The organism is Streptomyces sp. NBC_00440, from assembly GCF_036014215.1.
GTDB lineage: Bacteria > Actinomycetota > Actinomycetes > Streptomycetales > Streptomycetaceae > Streptomyces.
Genome location: NZ_CP107921.1, coordinates 5369343 through 5392998 on the forward strand (window position 1 = coordinate 5369343; position 23656 = coordinate 5392998).

Here is a 23656-nt window from a genome sequence, read left to right on the forward strand (position 1 = left end):
GCCCCGGAGCTTCCGGGGGCCCACCGGGTTCAGTGGCCGGGCCTGCTCGCCGCGCCTAGTCGGGCGGCGCGGCCGGCACCTGGATCTCGAACCAGACCACCTTGCCGGTGGAGAGCCGGGTCGCCCCCCACCGCCGGGCCAGCCGGTTCACCAGGAACAGGCCACGGCCGCCCTCGTCGGTGTCCCGGGCCCGGCGCTGGCGCGGCAGCTGCGGGGAGTCGTCACCGACCTCGCAGCGCAGTACGTCGGTACGCAGCAGCCGCAGCGTCACCGGCCGCTCCGCGTACCGCACGGCGTTGGTCACGACCTCACTGACCAGCAGCTCCACCGCGTCCGACATCTCCTCCAGGCCCCAGCGCTCCAGCGCCCTGCGCACCAGCCGCCGGGCGCGGCCCGGGGCCTGCTCCTCCGGGTCGAGGAACCAGTACGCGACGTCGCTCGGCGCGATCCCGTCGAAGCGCGCCGCGAGCAGCGCGATGTCGTCGTCCCGGTCGCCGGGACCCAGCATGTCCAGCACGTCGTCGCAGAGGGCTTCGAGCGGCGGTGAGTGGTCGGGACCCGTGAGCTCGGCGGTGGCCGCGAGCCGCTCCCGCAGCTGCTCGATCCCGGTCCAGACATCCCGCAGCCGTGACTCGACCAGTCCGTCCGTGTAGAGCAGCAGGGTGGCACCGGCGGGCGCGTCCAGCTCGACCGCCTCGAAGTCCACGCCACCCACCCCGATCGGGGCGCCCGGCGGGACCACCAGGACCTCCGCACGGCCGCCCAGATGGAGCAGCACGGGCGGCGGATGGCCCGCGTTGGCGATGGTGATCCGGTGCGCCACCGGGTCGTACACGGCGTACAGGCAGGTCGCCATCCGGTCCGAGCCGAGCCGCTGGGCCTGCTCGTCCAGATGGTGCAGCACCTCGGCGGGCGGCAGGTCCAGCTGCGCCAGCGTCTGGGCCGTCGTCCTGAGCTGGCCCATGATCGCGGCCGATGTCATGGAGTGCCCCATCACATCGCCCACCACCAGCGCGACCCGGCTGCCGGGCAGCGGAATCGCGTCGTACCAGTCGCCGCCGACCCGGGCGGTCTCGGCCGCCGGCAGATAGCGGGACGCCAGCTTGACGCCGGTCGGCTGGGGCAGCGAGTCCGGCAGCATGGTGCGCTGGAGCTCGTCGGCGATGTACGCCTCGCGCCCGTACAGCACGGCCTTGTCGATGCCCAGCGCGGTGTGGGTGGCCAGCTGGGCCGCGACCAGCAGGTCGTTGGGCTCGAACGTGGACCGGTCGGGGCGGCGGACGAAGACGGCGGCGCCGATCACCCGGCGTCTGCCGCGCAGCGGGGCGAGGATCGTGCGGTGCCCGTTCGGTACGGTCCGGTCGGGGCCCAGCAGTTCGGGCAGCGCGGCGCGGGCCGCGGCTGAGTCCCCGAAGACCGGGCGCACGCCCCGGAGTACTTCGGCGAGTGCGCCCCCGGAGGCCACCTCGCACAGCTGGGCGGCGAGCGGTTCCGGCTGCTCGTCGGAGGCTTCCTCGTCCACTAAACGGAGCCGGTCGGTGCGGCGCAGCCGCAGCACGAACGGGACCACCGGCCGCTCGTCGCCCACCGGCAGCGGATCGCGGAGGAAGACGAGTATCGCGTCGGCGAACGTCGGCACGGTCGCTCTGCACAGGCCGAGGACGATCTCGTCCAGGTCTATGCCCCGGGCGATACGCCGGGTGGCAGCCCCCACGAACCGGAGTCTGTCGCCCTCGCTGCGTCCGGGTGAGACCGCGGGCGCCGGTGGGGGCGCGGGGATGGCCCCCGCGGCCGCCACGTCGGCGTCCTGCTGCCGGGGGCGAGTGGGTTCGTGCGGCCGGGCAGCTGTGGGCTGCCGGCCTTCGTGGGAGGTGGTGTGCTCCGTCACGCGAGGGATTCCGTCCGTCCGAGGCAGGTGTGCGATGCAACCGCTTCGAGGGGTCGTATACCCGCTGTCATGGCTGCACCCCCCTGTAGTGACATTCGGTCAGTTCAACTGCTGCACGGGTTTGTTGTCATGGGATCGCTGTAGGGCGCAGCCTTGCGGAGGACGATCCTACGTTTGATCCCCGGGGGCGCATCAAGGGTCTCACGACGGCACGTGCGCGGGCGTGCGGTCCCAGTCGTCCGGAAGGACGGGCACGGTCCACCGCGGATCGGGCCGCCAGGCCTCCCAGCCGTCGGTGAACGGCGACCCCCAGGACTCGATCAGCCCGACCGCCGCCCGGCCCGCCCGCCGCACGCGCCGCGCCTGACCGGCGCCCATCAGGCCGACCTGCTGGGCCTGGGCGAACTCGTCCTCGTCCAGCCACTGCCAACTGCGGTCGGGCAGCACCGAGATGTCCAGGAAGTGGTCCTCGGAATCGACGCCGCCGGCCCACCGGAGGTGCGGTTCCTCCAGATTCACGTACCAGCTCTTGAAGTGCCAGCCGCGGTCCCACCACAGCCATACGGACCAGGGCTCACGGGGCCGCACCAGTTTCAGCACACCCATGCCCCACCAGTGGTCCCGCACGACGGTGCGCGGCTTGGTGTACCGGGTGGCGAGCGGCTCCCGGTGCACCGGGGTCCCGTCGGCGAGCGCGGGCTTCATGCACTCGGTACCCGGTGCCAGCCAGACCGCGAGCAGGTCGTCCGTGTCCTGCACGACGGTCACCGGGCGGCAGATGTGCAGGTGGTCGGACGCGTTGCCGCGGTAACGCCAGAGAATGTGGTCCCCGGGCTTCCAGCGTTGTGTTCCTCCTGCACCTGTCATGCGGAGATCTTAGGAGTACGGACGGTGCGGCGCAGCGATGCGGGTCACCCGGATGTCCGGGTGACCGCCTGTTCACGGCCGCTGTTCACGGCCGCGTCATGCTCAGGACGTCCAGCGCCGCGTCCAGTTCCTCCGCCGTCAGATCGCCCCGCTCGACATACCCCTCGTCCAGCACGACGTCCCGGATGGTCCTGCGCTCGGCCACCGCCCGCTTGGCGACCTTCGCGGCCTCCTCGTACCCGATGTACTTGTTCAGCGGCGTGACGACCGACGGCGAGGACTCCGCGTACTCCCGGGCCCGCTCCGGGTGCGCGGTGATCCCGTCGACCGTGCGGTCCGCGAGCAGCCGGGAGACGTTGGCCAGCAGCCGCACCGACTCCAGGACGTTCTTGGCGATGACCGGCAGCATCACGTTCAGCTCGAAGTTGCCGGCGGCCCCGGCCGCGGCGACCGTCGCGTCGTTGCCCGTGACCTGCGCCGCCACCATCAGCACCGCCTCCGGGATCACCGGATTGACCTTGCCGGGCATGATGGACGAACCGGGCTGGAGGTCGGGCAGTGAGATCTCGGCGAGGCCGGTGCGCGGGCCCGAGGCCATCCAGCGCAGATCGTTGGAGATCTTCGTCAGCCCGGCTCCGATCGTCCGCAGCTGGCCGGACGTCTCGACGATCCCGTCCCGGGCGCTCTGCGCCTCGAAGTGGTTGCGGGCCTCGGTCAGCGGGAGCCCCGTCGCCCCGGCCACCTCGGCGATGACAGCGGCCGAGAAGCCGGGCGGGGTGTTGATGCCGGTGCCCACCGCCGTACCGCCCAGGGGCAGTTCGGCGAGGCGGGGCAGCGAGGAGTTGAGCCGCTCGACGCCGTACCTGATCTGCGCCGCGTACCCGCCGAACTCCTGGCCGAGCGTCACCGGTGTGGCGTCCATCAGATGCGTACGCCCGGACTTGACCACGTCCGAGAACTCCGCGGCCTTGCGCTCCAGCGCCTCTGCCAGGTGGTCGAGCGCCGGGATCAGATCACGGGTGACGGCCGCCGTCGCCGCGATGTGGATCGACGACGGGAATACGTCGTTGGACGACTGCGAGGCGTTCACATGGTCGTTGGGGTGCACCGGGCGCCCCAGCCGCTCGGTGGCGAGCGTGGCCAGGACCTCGTTCATGTTCATGTTGGAGGACGTGCCGGACCCGGTCTGGAAGACGTCCACCGGGAACTCGCCGTCCCACCGCCCGTCGGCGACCTCGGCCGCCGCGTCCTGGACCGCCTGCGCGAGATCGTCCTCGATGACCCCGAGCCCGGCGTTGACCTTCGCGGCCGCCGCCTTGATCCGGGCCAGCGCCTCGATGTGCGCCCGCTCCAGGGTCTGGCCCGAGACGGGGAAGTTCTCCACGGCCCGCTGGGTCTGGGCGCGCCACTTGGCGCCGGCGGGCACCCGTACCTCGCCCATGGAGTCGTGCTCGATCCGGTACTGCTCAGTCATCGTCGTACCTCCACATCGGACAGCAACGTCTGACGGAGAGGTGTTCCCGGCCCCGGAGAGAAGATCACCCCTCACCGCCGTCCGGCCGTGAGGGGGTGATCCGTGATCTGCTGCCGCTGCTACGCCTGGCCGGGGGCGCGGACCGGGATGCTGAGGATGGTCGGGGACTCGGCGGGCGCCTGGAAGAAGTCGTTGCCCTTGTCGTCCACCACGATGAACGCCGGGAAGTCCTCGACCTCGATCTTCCACACGGCCTCCATGCCCAGCTCCTCGTACTCCAGGACCTCGACCTTCTTGATGCAGTCCTGGGCGAGCCGGGCCGCCGGGCCGCCGATCGAGCCGAGGTAGAAGCCGCCGTGGCTGCCGCACGCGTCGGTGACCTGCTTCGAGCGGTTGCCCTTGGCGAGCATCACCTTGGAGCCGCCCGCGGCCTGGAACTGCTCCACGTACGAGTCCATCCGGCCCGCCGTCGTCGGGCCGAACGAGCCGGACGCGTAGCCCTCGGGGGTCTTGGCGGGGCCCGCGTAGTAGACCGGGTGGTCCTTCAGGTACTGCGGCATCTCCTCGCCCGCGTCCAGCCGCTCCTTGATCTTGGCGTGCGCGATGTCGCGCGCCACGACCAGCGGCCCGGTCAGCGAGAGCCGGGTCTTGACCGGGAACTTGGTCAGCTCGGCGAGGACGTCGTCCATCGGCCGGTTCAGGTCGACGGATACGACGTCGCCGTCCTCCAGGTGCTCGTCCGTGGTGTCGGGCAGGAAGCGCGCCGGGTCGGTCTCCAACTGTTCCAGGAAGACGCCCTCGGCGGTGATCTTCGCGACGGCCTGCCGGTCGGCCGAGCACGATACGGCGATGGCGACGGGCAGCGAGGCGCCGTGCCGGGGCAGCCGGACTACGCGGACGTCGTGGCAGAAGTACTTCCCGCCGAACTGCGCGCCGATGCCGATCTTCTGCGTCAGCTCGAAGACCTTCTGCTCCAGCTCCGTGTCACGGAAGCCGTGCCCGGTCGGGGAGCCCTCGGTGGGCAGCTCGTCCAGGTAGTGCGCGGAGGCGTACTTGGCGGTCTTCAGCGCGAACTCGGCCGACGTGCCGCCCACGGTGATCGCCAGGTGGTACGGCGGGCACGCGGCCGTCCCCAGCGAGCGGATCTTCTCCTCCAGGAACTTCATCATGGACGCCTCGTTGAGGACGGCCTTGGTCTCCTGGTAGAGGAACGACTTGTTGGCGGAGCCGCCGCCCTTGGCCATGAAGAGGAACTTGTACGCGCCGCCGTCGGTGGCGTACAGCTCGATCTGCGCGGGCAGGTTCGAGCCGGTGTTCTTCTCCTCCCACATGGTGAGCGGGGCCATCTGCGAGTACCGCAGGTTGAGCTTGGTGTACGCGTCGAAGATGCCGTGGGACAGGGCTTCCTCGTCGCCGCCCGCGGTCAGCACGTTCTGGCCGCGCTTGCCCATGACGATCGCGGTGCCGGTGTCCTGGCACATCGGGAGGACGCCCGCGGCCGCGATGTTGGCGTTCTTCAGCAGGTCGAGCGCGACGAACTTGTCGTTGGACGAGGCCTCGGGGTCGTCGATGATCTTGCGCAGCTGGGTGAGGTGGGCCGGGCGCAGATAGTGCGAGATGTCATGCATGGCCGCGGCGGCGAGCGTGCGCAGCGCCTCGGGCTCGACCTTGAGGAACGTACGCCCGTCGGCTTCGAAGGTGGAGACGCCCTCGGCGGTCACCAGCCGGTACGGCGTGGTGTCCGCTCCCACGGGAAGCAGATCGGAGTACGCAAACTCTGGCATGACGGCCATTCCTCACTCGGCAGACGCGGGCTGGCCTCCATCGGCACAGCATTCACCAGCGTAGAACCACGGGAGGGGCCCGCGGTGGTGAGGTAGGACTCACCTCCCGCGAAGGGGCCGTACCCGGGCACCGTCCCGCGCGGGGCGGCGGCTTTCCCGGCCCCGGGGCGGCGGTTTCCCCGCGCCCGGGGCGGAGTTGCGCGGCCCGTGCACTAGTCGCGATCTATCGCGTTTGGGTACGCTGGGCCGGTGGACCTCGAAAAGCACCCCCAGCAGCCGCAGCCCGTCGGCATCCGCGCGTCCGACGCCGACCGCGACCGGATCGCGGACATCCTCAGGGACGCCCTGGCAGAGGGGCGCCTCGACGCCGATGAGCACTCCGAGCGGATCGAGTCGGTCTACCGCGCGAAGACCCTCGCCGAGCTGGAGCCGCTGGTGCAGGATCTGCCGGCCGCCACCACCGGGAGCCGTCCCGACCCGGGCGCAGCGGCGTACGCGGTCGCGGACGACCCGGACACTCCGGTCACCGCGGACAACCTGGTCGCGGTCTTCTCCAGCTCGACCCGGAAGGGCCGTTGGCGCGTCGGCCGCAGGACGAACGCCTTCTCGCTCTTCGGCTCTGTCGAGATCGACCTCACCGAGGCGCTGTTCGAGCAGCGGCTGACCGTCATCAACGCCACCGCGATCTTCGGGAACATCGAGGTCAAGGTCCCGGAGAACGTCACTCTGCGCGGCAGCGGCACCGGGATCTTCGGCAACTTCGAGGTCAGCACGCTCGAATCGGAGAACCCGGAGGCACCGGTCGTGGTGGTGAACGGGTGCGCGGTCTTCAGCAACATCGAGGCCAAGCCGAAGCGGGGCAAGCTGGTGGCGGACCTGCGCTCCATGGTCGACAAGAAGCTGCGCAAGCACCTCGGGTAGCACGCGCCGGGCAGCCCGGGACCGCCCGGGCGCTTCGGGCCGGGCGCGCGCCGATACCGGCGCCGCGGACGGGTTCGTGACGGCCGGAACTCAGTGCATAGGCGTGCGCACAGCGGGTAGGGACTGCAGCATCGTCTCTCGCTCGCGAATCCGTCGTCAGGAGTAGACCGTGCTGCATCCGCCGCATCAGTCCTTGCAGGCCGCTGCCGTGCCGCCGCAGCGCGCTCCGGCACGGGAGGATCAGGCAGGGCCCTGGCATTCGGAGGCGGTGTGCCGCCGGGACGAGGCGGGGCTCTTCTTCGCCCCGTCCAAGGAGCCGACAGCCGCCAGACTCGCCCGCGAAGAGGCGGCGAAGCGGGTCTGTGCCCGCTGCCCGGTGCTCGTGGAGTGCCGCGAACACGCGCTGGTGCAGCCCGAGCCGTACGGGGTCTGGGGCGGGCTGACGGCCGCCGAGCGCCGCGTGGTCCTGGCCCGGCGCAGGCGCCGCGAGGTGGAGCTCAGGAGCACGGTCCAGGATCCGATGGCACAGGCGGGCTGACCGGGCACACGGAAGGGGCGCCCCCAGCCGCACACGGGGGGCGCCCCTTCCTGCTTGGTCCTGCCCGGGCCTACTTGGCGCGGTCGAAGTCCACCGTGCTGTAGGCGCGCAGCTTCGACAGCCGGTGCGTCGAGTCGATCTGACGGATCGTGCCCGACTTGGAGCGCATGACCAGCGACTGGGTCGTCGCGGTCTCGGCCCGGTAGCGCACCCCGCGCAGCAGTTCACCGTCGGTGATGCCGGTGGCCACGAAGAACACGTTGTCGCCGCTGACCAGGTCGGTCGTGGAGAGCACCCGGTCCAGGTCGTGGCCCGCGTCGATGGCGCGCTGGCGCTCGGCGTCGTCCTTGGGCCAGAGCTTGCCCTGGATCGTGCCGCCGAGGCACTTGATCGCGCAGGCGCTGATGATGCCCTCGGGCGTACCGCCGATGCCCATCAGCAGATCGACGCCGGTCCCTTCCCGTACGGCCATGATCGAGCCGGCGACGTCGCCGTCCGAGATGAACTTGATCCGGGCGCCGGTCTCCCGGATCTCCTTGACGATGCCCTCGTGGCGGGGGCGGTCGAGGATGACCACCGTCACGTCCTCGGGCGAGGAGTGCTTCGCCTTGGCGACCCGGCGGATGTTGACCGAGACGGGGGCGTTGATGTCGACGAAGTCGGCTGCCTCGGGGCCGGTGACCAGCTTGTCCATGTAGAACACGGCGGACGGGTCGAACATGGAGCCGCGGTCGGCGGCGGCCAGTACGGCGATGGCGTTCGGCATGCCCTTGGCGTTGAGCGTGGTGCCGTCGATCGGGTCGACGGCGATGTCGACCTCCGGGCCGGTGCCGTCGCCGATGTGCTCCCCGTTGAAGAGCATCGGGGCTTCGTCCTTCTCGCCCTCGCCGATGACGACGACGCCGTTCATGGAGACGGTGGAGACGAGCGTACGCATCGCGTTGACCGCGGCACCGTCCGCGCCGATCTTGTCGCCGCGCCCGACCCAACGGCCGGCGGCCATGGCGGCGGCCTCGGTGACCCGGACGAGCTCCAGGGCGAGGTTGCGGTCGGGGGCCTCCGGGGAGACCTCCAGCTGGGAAGGGAGATGATGCTCGGTCATCGGCACGCACCTTTCTGATACGACGACGGCCGTATGTAGAGGGTTCGTTCGATTCTATCGTCCGGTCGACAAAATGAGCACCGGGGCCCACGCATGAGCAGCGCGGCCACCTGAGACCATGGGTCCGTGGCAGGTACGCGAAGCAAGCAGACAGTGCGCGGAATGATCCAGTCGATGGTGGTCATCCTGGCCGCCGTCGCGGTCATCTACGTGTTCGTTCCGCACGGTGGGACTTCGGAGCCGGTGAAGACCGTCGACTACCGCGTGGAACAGCTCACCGCGCAGCGCGCGGCACCGTATCCGGTACAGGCGCCGGTGGGGCTGCCGAAGGGCTGGAAGGCGACCTCGGTCTCGTACGACCAGGACAGCGGCCATGCGTGGCACCTGGGGTTCCTGGACCCGGAGGAGCAGTACGTCGCGGTGGAGCAGAGCACCGGGCCCTCGGGCGGGTTCGTCACGACCGTCAGCAAGGGCGCGTCGAAGACGTCGCAGACCCAGCAGGTGGGCGGCGAGACCTGGCAGCGCTGGAAGGGCCCCAAGTACAACGCGCTCGTACGCCGGGACCACGGCTCGACGACGGCGGTGACGGGGACGGCGCCGTACGGGCAGCTGGCGCAGATGGCTGCGGCGCTGAAGGCCGAGAAGCCGGACACCCCCGCGAAGCCGGAGAACTCCTCGAAGCCGGAGGGCTCCTCAAAGCCGACCCCCGCCAAGTCGGGGAGTTCCGCGACGTAGTCGTGGCCCGGGGTCCGAGTGGCCCGTGGCCCGGGAGACATGGAGAGGCCGCCGCACCCCTCGGGGTGCGGCGGCCTCTCCATGTGCCGTGCGGGTGGCTCAGACGGTCGTGATGACCTCGTCGAGCGGGAGGCGCGGGGAGCGCGGGAACCAGGCGTCCTCGCCCGGCTTGCCGATGTTGACGATCATCAGCGGGGTGTGGTCGTCGTCCAGGAACTCCTTCTGGACACCGGCGAAGTCGAAGCCCGTCATCGGGCCCGCGGCCAGACCGGCGGCGCGCACGCCGACGATGAAGTAACCGGCCTGCAGGGTGGCGTTGAGGTGGGCGGCCTGCTCGCGGGCCGGGCGCTCCGAGAAGAACGCGTCCTTGGCCTGCGGGAAGTGCGGGAACAGCTGCGGGAGCTCCTCGTGGAACTCGTTGTCCGCGGAGAGGATCGCGACCAGCGGGGCGGTGGCGGTCTTCGGCTGGTTGCCCTCGGCCATGTGCTGCACCAGGCGCTCACGGGCCTCGGGGGAGCGGACCAGGGTGATGCGCAGCGGCGACTGGTTGAAGGCGGTCGGCCCGTACTTGACCAGGTCGTAGATCGCCTGCACCTGCTCCTCGGTCACCGGCTCGTCGGTGAAGGTGTTCGCGGTGCGGGCCTCACGGAAGAGGAGGTCCTGGGCGGCGGGGTCGAGAACGAGCGACATCTTTCGTACCTTCCGGACATGCAGTGGATCAAGGGATGCTCCGACTGTACGACCAGGATGTATTAAGTTTCAACTAAATCTGGCCCGACGTGATCGTCCTCACAGCGTGCGGGCCGTGCCTCACAGTGAGCGATCTGTGCCTCACGGCATGCGGGCCGGGACAGTGAGCGGGCCGGGACGGCATGTGGGCCGTGGAGATCGCGCAGGCAGGGATCGCGCAGGCAGGGATCGAGCCGGCAGGGGTCGCGCCGGGCGGCCTCTCACCCCTCGCCCGGTTCCGTACCTTCCCCCAGTGCCGCGTCCAGCCGGGCCCGCGCCCCCTCCAGCCAGCCGCGGCACACCTTGGCCAGCTCCTCGCCTCGCTCCCACAGTGCCAGGGACTCCTCCAGGGTCGTCCCCCCGGTCTCCAGCCGCCGTACGACTTCGATCAGCTCGTCGCGCGCCTGCTCGTACCCGGGGGCCGTTCCGTCCGTCTTCGCCTCTGCCATCTCATCCACCCTGATCTCGTCGGCCTCATTCACTCGGGCCGCATCCACACTGAATCCCACTCCGGAAGCCCCGGAAGCAAGCCCCGGAAGCCCGGAAGCCGCTGAACCTGCTGCGGCTACTGCGGCTCTTCGGGCTCCCGGGGCTGCGGAGGCTGCGGGCTCACCGTCACGCCCAGCTCGCCCCCGGCGACCCTGGCCCGCAGCGGCTCCCCGTCCGTGACCTCGCCGGGTGCGCGCACCACCGCCCCGTTCTCCCGTTGCAGCACCGCGTACCCCCGCTCCAGCGTCGCCGCCGGGGAGAGCGCCACGACGCGGGCGCGGGTGTGGGAGAGCTCCGAGTCCGCGCGGTCCAGCAGATGCCGCAGGGTCCGCCGGCTGCGCTCCACGAGGGCGTCGACGGCTTCCTCCCGCTCCTCGACCATCCGCTGCGGCCGCTCCATCGACGGTCTGGCGAGCGCGGCGGCCAGCCCGCGCTGCTCCCGGTCGAGCAGCCCCTGCACGGTCCGCAGGGAACGGTCCCGAAGCAGCCGTACACGCTCCAGTTCCTCCCCGACGTCCGGTACGGCCTTCTTCGCCGCGTCCGTCGGTGTGGACGCCCGGACATCGGCCACCAGGTCGAGCAGCGGTGAGTCCGGCTCATGGCCGATCGCCGACACCACCGGCGTACCGCACGCGGCCACTGCGCGGATCAGCTGTTCGTCGGAGAAGGGGAGCAGGTCCTCCACGCTGCCCCCGCCCCGCGCCACGATGATCACGTCCACGTCCGGCAGCCGGTCCAGCTCCTGCACGGCGTCGACCACCTGGGGCACCGCGTGCACCCCCTGCACCGCCACATTCCGCACCTCGAACCGGACGGCGGGCCAGCGCCGCCGTGCGTTCTCCAGGACGTCCCGTTCCGCCGCGCTCGCGCGGCCGGTCACCAGACCGATCAGCTGCGGCAGAAACGGGACGGGCCTCTTGCGGTCCGGGGCGAAGAGCCCCTCGGCGGCCAGTGTCCGCTTCAACTGCTCAAGGCGCGCGAGCAGTTCACCGATTCCCACCGGTTTGATCTCCACGGCCCGCAGCGACAGCTGGCCGCGCGGCGCGTACCACTCAGGCTTCGCGTGGACCACGACCCGTGCACCCTCCGACACCACGTCGGCGACCGCGTCGAAGACCTGGCGGAAGCACGTCACGGACACCGAGATGTCGTACGAGGGGTCGCGCAGCGTCAGGAACACCACCCCCGCGCCCGGCCGGCGCGAGAGCTGGGTGATCTGCCCCTCGACCCACACCGCGCCGAGCCGGTCGATCCACCCCCCGATGAGCCGTGACACCTCGCCGACGGGCAGCGGCGCGTCCGCACTCGTATTCAGAGCCATGTACGCAGGTTAAGCCGTGCCACTGACAGTCCGGCCGCCGGTTTCACACCTCGCTGTCGGCGCGGCGGCTCCGCTGCACACCGAACACCATGAGCCCCGCCACCAGCCAGATCAGCCCGACCCACTGGGCCGTGCTCGTCGCCTCCACGATCACCGCGATCGTCACCGCCGCGCCCAGCACCGGCATCAGCACATGCCGCCACCAGACCGGCGGCCCCTCCGCCTTCCGTACCGCGAACCAGCCCACCACCGACGCGTGCAGCAGCAGGAACGCGGTCAGCGCTCCGATGTCGACCACCGAAACCAGCCGGTCCAGGCCGTCGTCGCGGCGCGCCGCCCACACCGCGGCGATCAGCGTCACCACCGCCGCGAGCAGCACCGCGAGCCGCGGCACCCCGGACGGGCCGTTCACCCTGGACAGGACGTGCGGCAGCCGCCGGTCGCGCCCCATCGCGAAGAGCAGCCGGCCCGCCGCCGCCTGACCCGCGAGGGCGGCGAAGGCGGCACCGATCGCCTTGCTCACCGCGACCAGGTCGTGCAGCCAGCTGCCGACCGACGCGTCCACCGTGTCGTAGAAGGCCGAACCCTGCGCGGCGGGCTTCGCGGCCAGCTGGGCGGAGGACATCGGCTCCAGGACCGCCGCCAGATACGACTGCACGATGAAGAGCACACCCGCGAGCACCAGGCAGAACAGCACCGCCCTGGCGACCTTCGCCGACCCGCCGGTGACCTCCTCGGCGAACGAGGCGATCGCGTCGAAGCCCAGATAGGACAGCACCGCCACGGACACCGCCCCGAGCACCGCCGTCAGCGAGAATCCGCCGTCGCCGGTGAAGGGCGTCAGCCAGCCGCGCTGCGAGCCGTCCTGGACGAGCACCACGACGGCGGCCACCACGAACACCCCCAGGACCGCGATCTCCAGCAAGAGCACCGCGAAGCCGACCCGGGCCGCCGCCCGTACGCCCCACAGGTTCAGCGCCGTGGTCACCACCACGGCCAGCGCGGTCCACACCCACCGCGAGACCGAGGGCACCAGCGAGTTCATCGCGATTCCCGAGAAGAGGTACGCGACGGCCGGGATCAGCAGATAGTCGAGCATCGCCATCCACCCGGCGATGAACCCGGGCCCCTGGCCGAGCCCCTTGCGCGCGTACGCGAAGACCGATCCCGCCAGCGGGACGACCCGCACCATCTGTGCGTAACTGAAGGCGGTGAAGCCCATCGCGATCGTCGCCACGATGTAGACGAGTACGACGGCGCCGTGCGACTTGGCGTCGAGGGTGCCGAAGATGCCGACCGGGGCCATCGGGGCGATGAAGAGCAGCCCGTACACGACCAGGTCCCGGAACCCTAGATTCCGGTGTAGTTCAGGCGCCTTCACACCACTGCCCGCAGCCGTCTCGTCAGAAGTCATGGCATCAGTCTTCCCACAACTGCGGACCCCGTCCCACCTGACACGGCCCAGCGCGTTCCCCCTTGCGGGCGGTGGGCCCGCCGACCCGCCGCCTGCCGCAGGCCCGGCCGTTACGATGGACCGCATGACTGCTACGCCCAGCCCGTCACCCGCCGCCACCCCGACCGGAGACGCCGCGCGGGGCAGCGGCGCCCGCCGTGTCCTGCTGGCCGCCCCGCGCGGGTACTGCGCGGGTGTGGACCGCGCCGTGATCGCCGTCGAGAAGGCCCTTGAGCAGTACGGCGCGCCGGTCTACGTCCGCAAGGAGATCGTCCACAACAAGTACGTCGTACAGACCCTGGAGAAGAAGGGCGCCGTCTTCGTCGACGAGACGCAGGAGGTCCCCGAGGGCTCCATCGTCGTCTTCTCCGCGCACGGTGTGGCCCCCGTCGTCCACGACGAGGCCGCCCAGCGCAGTCTCGCCACCATCGATGCCACCTGCCCCCTGGTGACGAAGGTCCACAAGGAAGCCGTCCGCTTCGCGAACGACGACTACGACATCCTGCTGATCGGCCACGAAGGCCATGAGGAGGTCGTGGGCACGAGCGGCGAGGCGCCCGAGCACATCACGCTCGTCGACGGCCCCGAGGACGTCGCCAACGTCTCCGTGCGTGACGAGTCCAAGGTCGTCTGGCTCTCCCAGACCACGCTCTCCGTGGACGAGACGATGGAGACGGTCGACGCGCTCAAGGAGAAGTTCCCGCAGCTGATCTCGCCGCCCAGCGACGACATCTGCTACGCCACGCAGAACCGCCAGACCGCCGTGAAGCAGATGGGCGCGGACGCCGACCTGGTCATCGTCGTCGGCTCCAAGAACTCGTCCAACTCGGTACGGCTGGTCGAGGTCGCCCTCGGCGCCGGTGCCCGCGCCTCCCACCTGGTGGACTTCGCCGAGGAACTGGACGAGGCCTGGCTGGAGGGCGTCACCACGGTCGGCGTGACCTCGGGTGCCTCTGTCCCGGAGATCCTGGTCGACGGCGTACTGGAGTGGCTCGCCGCCCGGGGCTTCGGCGACGTGGAGATCGTGAAGGCGGCCGAGGAGTCGATCACCTTCTCGCTGCCCAAGGAGCTCCGCCGCGACCTGCGCGCCGAGGCCGCCGACCGTTCGGGCAACTAGCCGCAGCGGAGCGGGGGGCGTCCGGGAGCGTCCGGGGGCTCGTGTCCAGGGGCTTGTATCCGGGGGCTTTCACGCTCCTGCGCCCCGGAAGCCGCTCCGACAAGTGACGGAGGGCTCCACGCCGTAACGTGGAGTCATGCAGATCTTCGGTGTGGATATCGGCGGATCCGGGATCAAGGGCGCTCCCGTTGACCTGGACCGCGGAGACCTGGCGCAGGAGCGCCACAAAGTGCTGACCCCGCATCCGGCCACGCCCGACGGTGTGGCCGACGGGGTCGCCGACGTCGTCAAGCACTTCGACTGGTCGGGCACGGTGGGGATCACTTTCCCCGGCGTGGTCACCGACGGCACGGTCCGTACCGCGGCCAATGTCGACAAGAGCTGGATCGACGTCGACGCCGCCACGCTGATCGGCGGCAGAATCGGTCTCCCGGTGACCGTGCTGAACGACGCCGACGCCGCGGGCATCGCGGAGATGACCTTCGGAGCGGGCCGGGACCGCAAGGGCACGGTCATCCTGCTCACCTTCGGTACGGGTATCGGTTCGGCGGTCTTCCGCAACGGCCGCCTGGTCCCCAACACGGAGCTGGGCCATCTCGAACTGCACGGCCACGACGCCGAGACGCGCGCGTCGACGAAGGCCAAGGAGGACGAGGATCTGAGCTGGCACCACTGGGCGCACCGGGTGCAGAAGTACCTGGAGCACGTCGAGATGCTGTTCTCGCCCGAGCTGTTCATCATCGGGGGCGGCGTGAGCCGCAAGGCCGACAAGTTCCTGCCCCTGATCGAGGGGGTCCGGGCCGAGATCGTGCCGGCCGAACTGGAGAACAACGCGGGCATCGTGGGCGCGGCGATGGCGGCGTCCAGCCGCTGAGCACGGAGGTGGGGGCGGGAGCGGGGCGGCGCTACCGCTGACCCTGGCGCCCGCCCCGTCAGCCGCAGCAGGCCTCCCCGCCCGGGCCGGCGCCAGGGTCAGCGGTAGCGCCGCCGGATCATCCGGATCTTCCGTACGGTGGCGATCACCCCGGCGACGAGCGTTCCGCCGTACAGCCAGCCGGCATTCAGCGCGAGTGTCGTGATCACGGCCACGATGCGGCCGCCGGTCCCGCCGGTGCCCCCGGCGATCGGCAGCGAGCCGAAGGCGAACGAGATCGGCACGCTGATCGGCGCGGTCACCAGGTCGGCGGGGCGCACCCAGAGAGCGGTCAGCGCCGCGACCGGCAGGAACAGCAGCCCGTACATCAGCGGCCCGCCGTCGAACAGCAGCGAGTCCAGGCAGCCGAGCAGGAACATCACCGCCGCGCTGAAGATCCCGCCGCCGAGACCGGTCAGCCGGGGGTTGGGGAACCGGCGCAGCGCGATCACCACCGGCGGCGCCGGGCGGGCGGCCCGTACCGGGGCCGCCCGGTAGACGGTCGCCGGCGCGGGCGCCGCGATGCTGCTCTCGGGAGGACCGTCGGCCTGAGTCGTACGAATCCTGGGTCGCTGCTCCACGTGACCAAAGTAGGTCGCAAGGCGGGAGGAATCCGGCGTTGGACACGCGCTTTGGGCGAGCTTGGCGATCAGTTCGACCCGACGGGGCGCCGGGACCCGTACGACACGCCCGTAAACTGGGGGATCGGCCCACCCCCGGGCCGCTACATCAGCTCTCGCTACGGGAAGTCGCCAACGTGTCGCTCACGATCGGAATCGTCGGTCTGCCGAATGTCGGCAAGTCGACCCTGTTCAACGCCCTGACCAAGAACGACGTGCTGGCGGCCAACTACCCGTTCGCCACCATCGAGCCGAACGTCGGCGTCGTCGGGGTCCCCGACAGCCGGCTGGCCGTGCTGGCCGAGGTCTTCAGCTCGCAGAAGGTCATCCCGGCGACCGTCGACTTCGTCGACATCGCGGGCATCGTCCGGGGCGCGAGCGAGGGCGAGGGGCTCGGCAACAAGTTCCTGGCCAACATCCGCGAGTCCGATGCGATCTGCCAGGTCATCCGGGCCTTCAAGGACGAGAACGTCGTCCACGTCGACGGCAAGGTCTCGCCCAAGGACGACATCGAGACGATCAACACCGAGCTGATCCTCGCCGACCTCCAGTCGGTGGAGAAGGCGGTCCCGCGCCTCACGAAGGAGTCCCGTCTCCAGAAGGAGAAGGTCGCGGTGCTGGCGGCCGTCGAGGAGGCCCAGAAGATCCTCGAAGCGGGCACCACGCTGTTCGCGGCGGGCATCACGGCCAACACCGAGAAGGGCCGCCTCCTCCACGAGCTGCACCTGCTCACCACCAAGCCCTTCCTGTACGTCTTCAACGTCGACGAGGACGAACTGGTCGACGAGGACTTCAAGAACGAGCAGCGCGCCCTGGTCGCCCCGGCGGAGGCGATCTTCCTCAACGCCAAGATCGAGTCCGAACTGATCGAGCTCGACGACGCGGAGGCGCTGGAACTCCTCCAGTCGATGGGCCAGGAGGAGCCGGGCCTGGCCACCCTCGGCCGTGTCGGCTTCGCCACGCTGGGCCTCCAGACCTACTTGACGGCCGGCCCGAAGGAGTCCCGCGCCTGGACGATCAAGAAGGGCGCCACGGCCCCGGAGGCGGCCGGTGTGATCCACACCGATTTCCAGAAGGGCTTCATCAAGGCCGAGGTCATCTCGTTCGCCGACCTGGTCGACATGGGCTCGGTGGCCGAGGCCCGGGCCAAGGGCAAGGCCCGGATGGAGGGCAAGGAGTACGTGATGCAGGACGGGGATGTCGTGGAGTTCCGCTTCAACGTTTAATTAAAGTTAAACTTAACGCGAAACGCCCTGCGAAGGTGCAGGCCAAAAAGGGGTCCGTCTTTTCGAGACGGGCCCCTTTTGCGGTGAGCGGTTCCGGAGGTGTGCGCTGCTTATACTCTCCGACCGAAGTGACGGGTACACAACTGGTGGAAGTCCAGAACCCCGTGCGCCGCCGGCGCGGGAATGGCCGGAAGTGTGCGGTAACGGTCGTGGCGGAGAGGGGACGAATACGTATGGCCGACGAACACAGTGACGAACACAGTATGGACAAGGGCGATGTGGACGAGGTGGAGGACCGGCTGCGCGCAGTCTGTCTGGGCCTGCCGGAGGTGGTCGAGGGGACCAACCACCACGGTGAGCCGTCGTGGCGGATCCGGCGGCGGACCCTGGCCCAGATCTCGGAACGGCACCCGGCCGGGCGGCGGAGCTTCTGGGTACCGGCTCCGGCGGGTGCCAAAGAGGCGATGGTCGCCGCCGAACCCGACCGGTTCTTCTCACCGCCCTACGGCGGACGCGACTGGGTCGGCGTCTACCTCGACGGGCCGGTCGACTGGGCGGAAGTGCGCGAGCTCGTTGTCGACGCGTACCGGCTCATCGCGCCCAGGAAGCTGGTGGACGGCCTGGGCGAGGCGTGAGGTCCGTCGCCCACGACCGTTCGACCCGCCTCAGACGCGGCGGATGAGCGTGACACCGTCCCGGACGGTGAGCATCACGGACTCGCACCGCGGGTCGGCGGCGACGGCGTCGTTGAACTGCCGGAGCGCCCGGACATCGGAATCGGTGCTGTCCGCATCGATGATCTCCCCGCGCCACAGCGTGTTGTCGCACGCGATCAGTCCCCGGGGGGCGAGCTTGGGCAGCGTCGCTGAGTAGTACGTGTGGTAGTTCGGCTTGTCCGCGTCGATGAAGACCAGGTCCAGCGGCTCCTCGATCCCGGCGATCGTGTCGAGCGCGGGACCGACCCGCACGCTGACGACGTCGGCGTAGCCGGCCTCCGCGATGTTCTTCCGGGCGACCTCGGCCCGCTCCGGGTCGATCTCACAACTGATCACCCGGGCGTCCTCGGGCAGGGCGACGGCCATGGACAGCGCCGAATAGCCGGTGAAGGTGCCGATGTCGAGGATCAGCTTCGGCTGGAGGGTGTGGATGAACATCCGCAGCAGACCGCTCACGAGCTGGCCGCTGACCAAGTGGCCCATGCCCAGGTCGTTCCCGGTGACGCCGGCCAACTGGGCCGGGTCCGGGGCCGAGTGGGCCTCCGCGTACTCGTCGATGCCGGGCAGGGTGATGGGTGGCAGGGTGAACATCTCTTCCTCCTGGGTGGGTGGTGGACGTCGTTCCTTATGGGCGGTCAGGCGGGTCAGGTCGGGTCGTACGCGCTCTGCCAGCCGTACGTGTTCGCGTGCAGCCAGGAATCGAAGTCGGCCGGAGTCAGGGCGGCCCAGTCGGGGGAATCCGCGATGCGCATCCTTCCGAGGTGCTTGCCGAGTTCGGTGAGGGCGTTGCCGGCGCCGCGCCGCGCGGTGTCGAAGGCGGCCAGTGCCTCCGCCCATGTCCCGTGTTCCCGGCAGGCGTGTTCGAGGGCGCAGGCGTCCTGGATCGCCTTCACCGCGCCGGCGCCGGTGTGCGGGCGGGCGATCGCCCCGGCGTCACCGGCCAGCAGCAGAGTGCCCTTGGCGTAGCGGGAGACCGTGGTGTCGTACATGGGGTTGATGGACAGTTCGTGCCGCTCGGTGCGCCGCATCGCGTCGGTCCACAGGGGCGGCAGTTCGCGGGCGATGAGCTCGTCCAGGTAGGCCGCGGCGGTCTCGGTGACCTGCCCCCGGGGGATCGGGGCGGCCCCGCCCGGGTAGAGGTCCTGCGGCACGCTGCCGTACAGCGCCCAGTTCTGCCGGAAGCCGCCGGGGCCGGCGTCGGGAATGCGGTAGAACACGGCGTGGCCGCCGCGGAAGCCCACCGCGACGAAGTCGTCGAGCAACGGGGACTGCGGGCCGTCAGCCCCCCGGTCGGCGGGGTAGTCGCCGCGCCACACGGCGTACCCGGCGTACTGCACGGCGGCCTCCGGTGCGACGACCGGACGCACCGTGGAGCGATAGCCGTCGGCGCCGACGACGGCGTCGTACGTTCCGGCGGGACGGCCGTTGATCCGGAGCCCGACGCCGTCCTCCCGCTGCCGGACGTCGGTGACCGTCGCGCCCTCGTGGTAATCGCGGTCGGGTACCTGTCCGCGCAGCCCTCGCCAGACCAGTGCCCAGCTCGCCATGATCGACGGGTACGGCTGTCGGCCGACCACCCGGCCCTCGGCCGACCGCCCCGCACGGGTGAGCCAGATCAGCTCGGGACGTTGCAGCACCCGCATATCGGGAGCGAGGTATCCCGCGTCGAGCAGCTCACCGTAGAGCGAAGCAGGGAGCGTGATCCCGGCGCCGCGGTCGCGCAGGCCGCCCCGGCTGCGCTCCAGCACGGTGACCTCGCAGCCTGCCCGCGCCAGGGCGACGGCCGTGGCACAGCCGGCGATACTGCCGCCCACGACGGCGACCCGACTTCCTCGTATGCGCATGGTTGCCCTCTCCTCGGTGGGACGTAACGGCTCGGCCCTACGGTCTGGTCTCGGTGTGTACGGGGTGTCCGGTGCGGTGCCAGCGGGTGAAGCCACCCACGAGGTGACGCGCGTTGCGGTTCTGCTCCCGGAGCAGCTGGACGCATGCGGCCGAGGTCACGCAGAAGGGCCCGTGGCAGTAGGCGATGATCTCGGCGTCGTCCGGTAGTTCGCCGAGTCTGCTCAGCAACTGGTCGGACGGGAGGGAGAAAGCGCCGGGCACGTGCCCCATCGCGTAGTCGTCGCTCGGGCGGACGTCGACGACCAGCGCCCCGCCGCCGACCCGGCTGGTCAGCTCGTCCACGGTCACCGGCTCCAGCTCGCTCAGGTCGCCGAGCTGGTCGTTGATGACGTCGCGCAGGTCGGCCAGGCGCCGTTCGGCGAACTCCTGGAACACGCCGATGAACCGGGCCACTTCGTCGTCGGCCAGGCGGTACAGGACGCGGGTGCCGTCCTTCCGGTTGCTGACCAGGTGGGCCGAACGGAGCTGCTGCAACTGGGCCGAAGTGTTCTTGAACGGGACGCCGGACTCCTGGGAGAGCTGCTCGACGGTGCGTTCGCGCCCGTCGAGCAGGTCGAGCAGACGGAGCCGGACGGGGCTGGCCAGCACCTTGCCGACCCGGGACAGCTCGGTGTAGATCGGGGCGCTCAGCTTCTGCGTGTTCAGCTCGGACATGACAGACCTATCGTGTGGTGCCGGACCGGGGCACGGCCGGTTCGAGGACGTGACGGTTGCGCCCGGCGCCCAGGCCGGCGATCAGTTCACCGGCCGTGACGACGAGCAGCAGGACGAGCGCTGCCGGGAGGCCGGCGGATGCGGTGATCAGCATCCCGCCGATCAGTGGTCCCAGGATGGCGATGAGGTAGCCGACGCCCTGGGCCATGCCCGAGAGGCCGACGGCTGTGTCCGCGTCCTTGGCGCGCAGCCCGATGAAGGTCAGCCCCAGTGCGAACCCGGCCCCCTGGGACAGGCCGAGCAGTACCGCGGCGATCCACGCGCCGGCGGAGACCGGCGCCAGCACCAGCGCGATCAGCCCGCCGGCGTTGAGCACGGCGACGACGACTGCGATGCCCCGCTGGTCGGGCAGCCGCCGGATCAGTACCGGAACCGCGAGCGAGCCGGCCACCTGGATCAGGGAGGTGACCGCCTGCACAAGACCGCCCTCGGCGAGCGTCATGCCCCGCTGGTGGCAGATCGTGGGGAGCCAGCCGAGGACGAAGTAGAAGGACAGGCCCATGAATCCGAAGAAGGCGGTGACCTGCCAGGCCAGCCCGTCCCGCCACAGTGCGGCAGGGATCCGGGCCCGCCCGGCGGCCGCAGTGCGCTGCCGCAGGACGGGCAGCCAGGCCACGCAGGCGACGACCGCCACCGGGACGGTGATCCAGGCGAGCGAGGCCAGCCAGTGCGTACCCCCGCCGCCGCTCAGCCGGGGGGCGAGCGCGGAGGCGCCTGCCGCGCCCAGCGTCAGGACGATCGTGTAGAGCGTCATCACCGGCGCGAGCCGGCTGCTGAACCTCCGCTTGATCAGGCCGGGGATGGTGCCATTGATCGCCCCGATCGCGGCGACCGCCAGCAGTGTGCCGAGGAAGAGCCCGGCCTCGCTCCGCACCGTACGGACCAGGTTGCCGACGAGCAGCACCACCAGGCCGGTCGCCACCAGGCGTTCCTCGCCCATCCGGCGGACCAGCGCGGGCCCGGCGAAGGCGAACAGGGCGAGACAGACCGTGGGCAGCACGGTCAGACCTGTCCGGCTCAGGCCGGAAAGGCCCAGCTCGGACGCGATGGGGGTCAGGAGTGCGGATACCGCCGAGATCGGGGCCCGCAGATTCAGGGAAACCACGACCAGCGCGGCCAGCAGCCACCACAGCCGCCCCCGCGACGCGGGTTCGTCCAGTGCCGCTGGGGATAAAGCCGGAGTTCGAGATTGGGACGTCACATTCACCACTCCCAAGTTCTATAGGACTTTGGAATATGAGAAGGCTACCCCTGGAGTGGCGACAGGCTGACGGTTTCGGCGGATGTGCCGCCCCGTGCGCCCGGCTGATTTATCCAGGTACGGCATGGTGTGGCTCCTTTTTTGGAAGGAGGGCGGGTGGGTGAGCTGCCGGGCACCCGACGGGCGGGGCCGGGCCGGGTGTGACCTGAGGAATCCGCTCGGGGGTGCGCCGCTCCTGTCGTTGTGGCGGATGACTGCGGGGGGATTTATGAAGGGGTGTTCAGGAAGTCCGAGTTCGAAGGCAAGTGCTTTTTTTGACAAGGTCTTTGAGTGCCCGAAATATCATGTTCGATTGTGTTGTATTTATCAGCGGTGCTGCGCAACCTGCTTTGGTACTGTGATGGCTGCTATCTGAGCTGTCATCAGGGGGATTGACGTGTTCGATCAAGTGGCTATGAAGTCTGCTCGCACAGATTCAGTCGCCGTACTGATCGCGGGAGACCGACCGGTATACAGAGCGAGTCTGAGAAGTCTGCTCGACGGTGTCGACGCACTGGAAGTGGTCGAGGATGTCGACACGGGGCCCGATACGGTGGCCGCAATTCACCGCTTACGCCCGGACGTGGTGCTGTTGCACGTGGCCCCGTCGAGCGCCGCCACTGTCGAAATGATCACCTCCATTGCGCGACACTGCCCGGATACGGCCGTGCTGATCGTGAGCATCGCCCATGACCGGGAGACTTTCCTCGCCGCCATGCGAGCAGGCGTACGTGGCTATCTGTCCCGGGGCGCACCCCCTCAAAATCTCGTGCTGGCCATCAGGATCGTCCAGTCCGGCGGCCTGGTCTTCGACTCCAGCACGTCGGAGTGGGTCACCGAGCATCTGGCCCAGCCCGCGAGGGTGGTCAAGCCGTTCCCCGAGTTGACCGACCGGGAACTGGAAGTGCTGGAACTCGTCGCCGACGGCCTGGGTACGGCGGCGATCGCCCATCAGCTCGGCCTGTCCATCAAGACAGTGCGCAACTACTTGTCGCGAATATTCGCCAAGCTCCGCCTGGTCGACCGTGCCGAAGCCGCAGTCCGGGCCAGACAGGCCGGTCTCGGCCACTGAACCGGACGGCGACGTGGTGGTGGGGGTCCACCGGTGACACCCACCACCGCGGCCGGCCGGTCAGGAATCCGCGCGGGGTGCCTTCCGCGCCACGATCACCCGGTTGTACAGCTCCTCGGGTTCGGTCGCGACGATCTCGGCCCGGTCGAAGCCCGCGTCGAGGAGACAGTCGCGCCAGAACTCCGGTGTGGTGAGGATTTCCCCGTCCTCCCGCAGGAACCGGGGCAGCAGATCGAGCTGGAGCAGCATGCGTTCGAAGCTCGCCTCCCGCATGTAGTACTTGGCCTTGTCGGTCAGCAGCTCCAGGACGTCGGTGGCCCGCGGTTTGCTGCCGGCCGGCCCCATCACCCGGCAGAACTGGTCGGCGTTGATGAACACGCCCCCCGGGCGCAGCACGCGCAGCAGCTCCGCCGCGGCCTTCGGGTAGGTGTCGAGTTCGAGGTGGTGCAGCGCGAAGCTGCTGATGGCCACATCGAAGCTCTCGTCGGGGAAGGCAGACAGGTCCTCGGCCACTCCGTCCTGGAAGGAGGCCAGCGGGTCGGCGGCGAACTTGGCCACCGCCTCCTCGACCATGGCCGGGGCGGGGTCGACCCCGACGATCCTGGCCTTGGGCAGCGCTGTGCGGCACAGCGAGGTGAGCCGCCCGGTGCCCGAGCCGATGTCCAGGATGTCGGCGGTGTCCGACGGCAGTTGGTCCACGGCCGCGGACAGCAGGGCCACATTGGACGCGTCGGTGCTGAGTACCTTGTCGTAGTCGATCTTGACGTTGTTCCAGTGAGTCGTGTCCGATGCCATAACGGTCCACCCTTCATTCGTCCGGTACGTGTCCGTG

22 protein-coding genes and 1 pseudogene are annotated in these 23656 nt (G+C 70.0%); 8 read left to right on the forward strand and 15 right to left on the reverse strand.

Annotated features, from left to right (window positions below; translation table 11 throughout):
* Positions 1-55: 55 nt before the first annotated feature.
* From OHB13_RS24185 to OHB13_RS24200, 4 genes are all read right to left on the reverse strand, one after another.
* Entirely contained in the window at positions 56-1888 is a 1833-nt protein-coding gene (locus OHB13_RS24185; protein ID WP_328378475.1) for a SpoIIE family protein phosphatase, read from the reverse strand.
* A gap of 201 nt (positions 1889-2089) precedes the next feature.
* The gene (gene fomD / locus OHB13_RS24190; protein ID WP_266853625.1) at positions 2090-2755 is read right to left on the reverse strand and encodes a cytidylyl-2-hydroxypropylphosphonate hydrolase; all 666 of its coding nucleotides are present in this window, start codon (positions 2753-2755) and stop codon (positions 2090-2092) included.
* Between the two features lie 85 nt (positions 2756-2840).
* Positions 2841-4229, reverse strand: a complete 1389-nt coding sequence (locus OHB13_RS24195; RefSeq protein WP_328378476.1) for a class II fumarate hydratase — start codon at positions 4227-4229, stop codon at positions 2841-2843.
* Positions 4230-4348: 119 nt separating this feature from the next.
* Positions 4349-6013 (reverse strand): fumarate hydratase, encoded by a 1665-nt coding sequence (locus tag OHB13_RS24200; RefSeq protein ID WP_266853622.1) that lies wholly within the window; start codon positions 6011-6013, stop codon positions 4349-4351.
* 249 nt (positions 6014-6262) lie between these two features.
* Between OHB13_RS24200 and OHB13_RS24205 the strand changes: the two genes are divergently transcribed.
* A complete protein-coding gene (locus tag OHB13_RS24205; protein WP_266853620.1) occupies positions 6263-6934 on the forward strand; it encodes a DUF1707 SHOCT-like domain-containing protein in 672 nt (223 codons plus the stop codon).
* A 169-nt stretch (positions 6935-7103) separates the two neighbouring features.
* Positions 7104-7472 carry a WhiB family transcriptional regulator gene (locus OHB13_RS24210; RefSeq protein ID WP_266853618.1) on the forward strand — a complete coding sequence of 123 codons (369 nt, stop codon included), beginning with the start codon at positions 7104-7106 and terminating at the stop codon, positions 7470-7472.
* A gap of 70 nt (positions 7473-7542) precedes the next feature.
* Here the strand turns inward: OHB13_RS24210 and glpX are convergent, their stop codons facing one another.
* On the reverse strand, positions 7543-8574 hold the full coding sequence (glpX, locus tag OHB13_RS24215; RefSeq protein WP_266853617.1) for a class II fructose-bisphosphatase: 1032 nt from the start codon (positions 8572-8574) through the stop codon (positions 7543-7545).
* A gap of 126 nt (positions 8575-8700) precedes the next feature.
* Here glpX and OHB13_RS24220 point away from each other — a divergent pair, with 126 nt between their 5' ends.
* Positions 8701-9309 carry a DUF4245 domain-containing protein gene (locus OHB13_RS24220; protein ID WP_266853615.1) on the forward strand — a complete coding sequence of 203 codons (609 nt, stop codon included), beginning with the start codon at positions 8701-8703 and terminating at the stop codon, positions 9307-9309.
* A 99-nt stretch (positions 9310-9408) separates the two neighbouring features.
* Here OHB13_RS24220 and OHB13_RS24225 read toward each other — a convergent pair whose 3' ends face one another.
* The 4 genes from OHB13_RS24225 to OHB13_RS24240 all read right to left on the reverse strand — a co-directional run bounded on the left by OHB13_RS24225 (position 9409) and on the right by OHB13_RS24240 (position 13262).
* Positions 9409-9999 carry a malonic semialdehyde reductase gene (locus OHB13_RS24225; RefSeq protein ID WP_266853613.1) on the reverse strand — a complete coding sequence of 197 codons (591 nt, stop codon included), beginning with the start codon at positions 9997-9999 and terminating at the stop codon, positions 9409-9411.
* A gap of 260 nt (positions 10000-10259) precedes the next feature.
* On the reverse strand, positions 10260-10487 hold the full coding sequence (locus tag OHB13_RS24230) for an exodeoxyribonuclease VII small subunit (protein ID WP_266853611.1): 228 nt from the start codon (positions 10485-10487) through the stop codon (positions 10260-10262).
* A gap of 116 nt (positions 10488-10603) precedes the next feature.
* On the reverse strand, positions 10604-11848 hold the full coding sequence (gene xseA, locus OHB13_RS24235) for an exodeoxyribonuclease VII large subunit (RefSeq protein WP_266853609.1): 1245 nt from the start codon (positions 11846-11848) through the stop codon (positions 10604-10606).
* 43 nt (positions 11849-11891) lie between these two features.
* Positions 11892-13262, reverse strand: a complete 1371-nt coding sequence (locus OHB13_RS24240; protein ID WP_328378477.1) for an APC family permease — start codon at positions 13260-13262, stop codon at positions 11892-11894.
* Positions 13263-13386: 124 nt separating this feature from the next.
* On the opposite strand from OHB13_RS24240, the gene OHB13_RS24245 reads away from it, so the two are divergent.
* On the forward strand, positions 13387-14418 hold the full coding sequence (locus OHB13_RS24245; RefSeq protein WP_328378478.1) for a 4-hydroxy-3-methylbut-2-enyl diphosphate reductase: 1032 nt from the start codon (positions 13387-13389) through the stop codon (positions 14416-14418).
* Between the two features lie 136 nt (positions 14419-14554).
* Positions 14555-15292 carry a polyphosphate--glucose phosphotransferase gene (gene ppgK, locus OHB13_RS24250; protein WP_328378479.1) on the forward strand — a complete coding sequence of 246 codons (738 nt, stop codon included), beginning with the start codon at positions 14555-14557 and terminating at the stop codon, positions 15290-15292.
* Positions 15293-15393: 101 nt separating this feature from the next.
* Here the strand turns inward: ppgK and OHB13_RS24255 are convergent.
* Positions 15394-15855, reverse strand: a pseudogene (locus tag OHB13_RS24255) (DUF6542 domain-containing protein); the annotation flags it as partial.
* Between the two features lie 233 nt (positions 15856-16088).
* Between OHB13_RS24255 and ychF the strand changes: the two are divergent.
* On the forward strand, positions 16089-17177 hold the full coding sequence (ychF, locus tag OHB13_RS24260) for a redox-regulated ATPase YchF (protein WP_266853602.1): 1089 nt from the start codon (positions 16089-16091) through the stop codon (positions 17175-17177).
* Positions 17178-17410: 233 nt separating this feature from the next.
* Entirely contained in the window at positions 17411-17812 is a 402-nt protein-coding gene (locus OHB13_RS24265) for an MmcQ/YjbR family DNA-binding protein (RefSeq protein ID WP_328378480.1), read from the forward strand.
* Between the two features lie 30 nt (positions 17813-17842).
* Here OHB13_RS24265 and OHB13_RS24270 read toward each other — a convergent pair whose 3' ends face one another.
* Genes OHB13_RS24270 through OHB13_RS24285 form a run of 4 tightly spaced genes read right to left on the reverse strand, consistent with a single transcriptional unit; the run spans position 17843 to position 21617 of the window.
* Positions 17843-18484: an O-methyltransferase gene (locus OHB13_RS24270; protein ID WP_328378481.1), complete on the reverse strand. Its 642-nt coding sequence runs from the start codon at positions 18482-18484 to the stop codon at positions 17843-17845.
* Between the two features lie 53 nt (positions 18485-18537).
* Complete coding sequence (locus OHB13_RS24275) at positions 18538-19737, reverse strand: FAD-dependent monooxygenase (RefSeq protein ID WP_328378482.1); 1200 nt, start codon at positions 19735-19737, stop codon at positions 18538-18540.
* Positions 19738-19774: 37 nt separating this feature from the next.
* Positions 19775-20452: an ArsR/SmtB family transcription factor gene (locus tag OHB13_RS24280; RefSeq protein WP_328378483.1), complete on the reverse strand. Its 678-nt coding sequence runs from the start codon at positions 20450-20452 to the stop codon at positions 19775-19777.
* A 7-nt stretch (positions 20453-20459) separates the two neighbouring features.
* Positions 20460-21617 carry an MFS transporter gene (locus OHB13_RS24285; protein WP_328378484.1) on the reverse strand — a complete coding sequence of 386 codons (1158 nt, stop codon included), beginning with the start codon at positions 21615-21617 and terminating at the stop codon, positions 20460-20462.
* Positions 21618-22149: 532 nt separating this feature from the next.
* Between OHB13_RS24285 and OHB13_RS24290 the strand changes: the two genes are divergently transcribed.
* On the forward strand, positions 22150-22824 hold the full coding sequence (locus OHB13_RS24290) for a LuxR C-terminal-related transcriptional regulator (protein ID WP_266853590.1): 675 nt from the start codon (positions 22150-22152) through the stop codon (positions 22822-22824).
* Between the two features lie 60 nt (positions 22825-22884).
* On the opposite strand, the gene OHB13_RS24295 is transcribed toward OHB13_RS24290, so the two are convergent.
* Positions 22885-23619 carry a class I SAM-dependent methyltransferase gene (locus OHB13_RS24295; protein WP_266853588.1) on the reverse strand — a complete coding sequence of 245 codons (735 nt, stop codon included), beginning with the start codon at positions 23617-23619 and terminating at the stop codon, positions 22885-22887.
* Positions 23620-23656 lie beyond the last annotated feature (37 nt).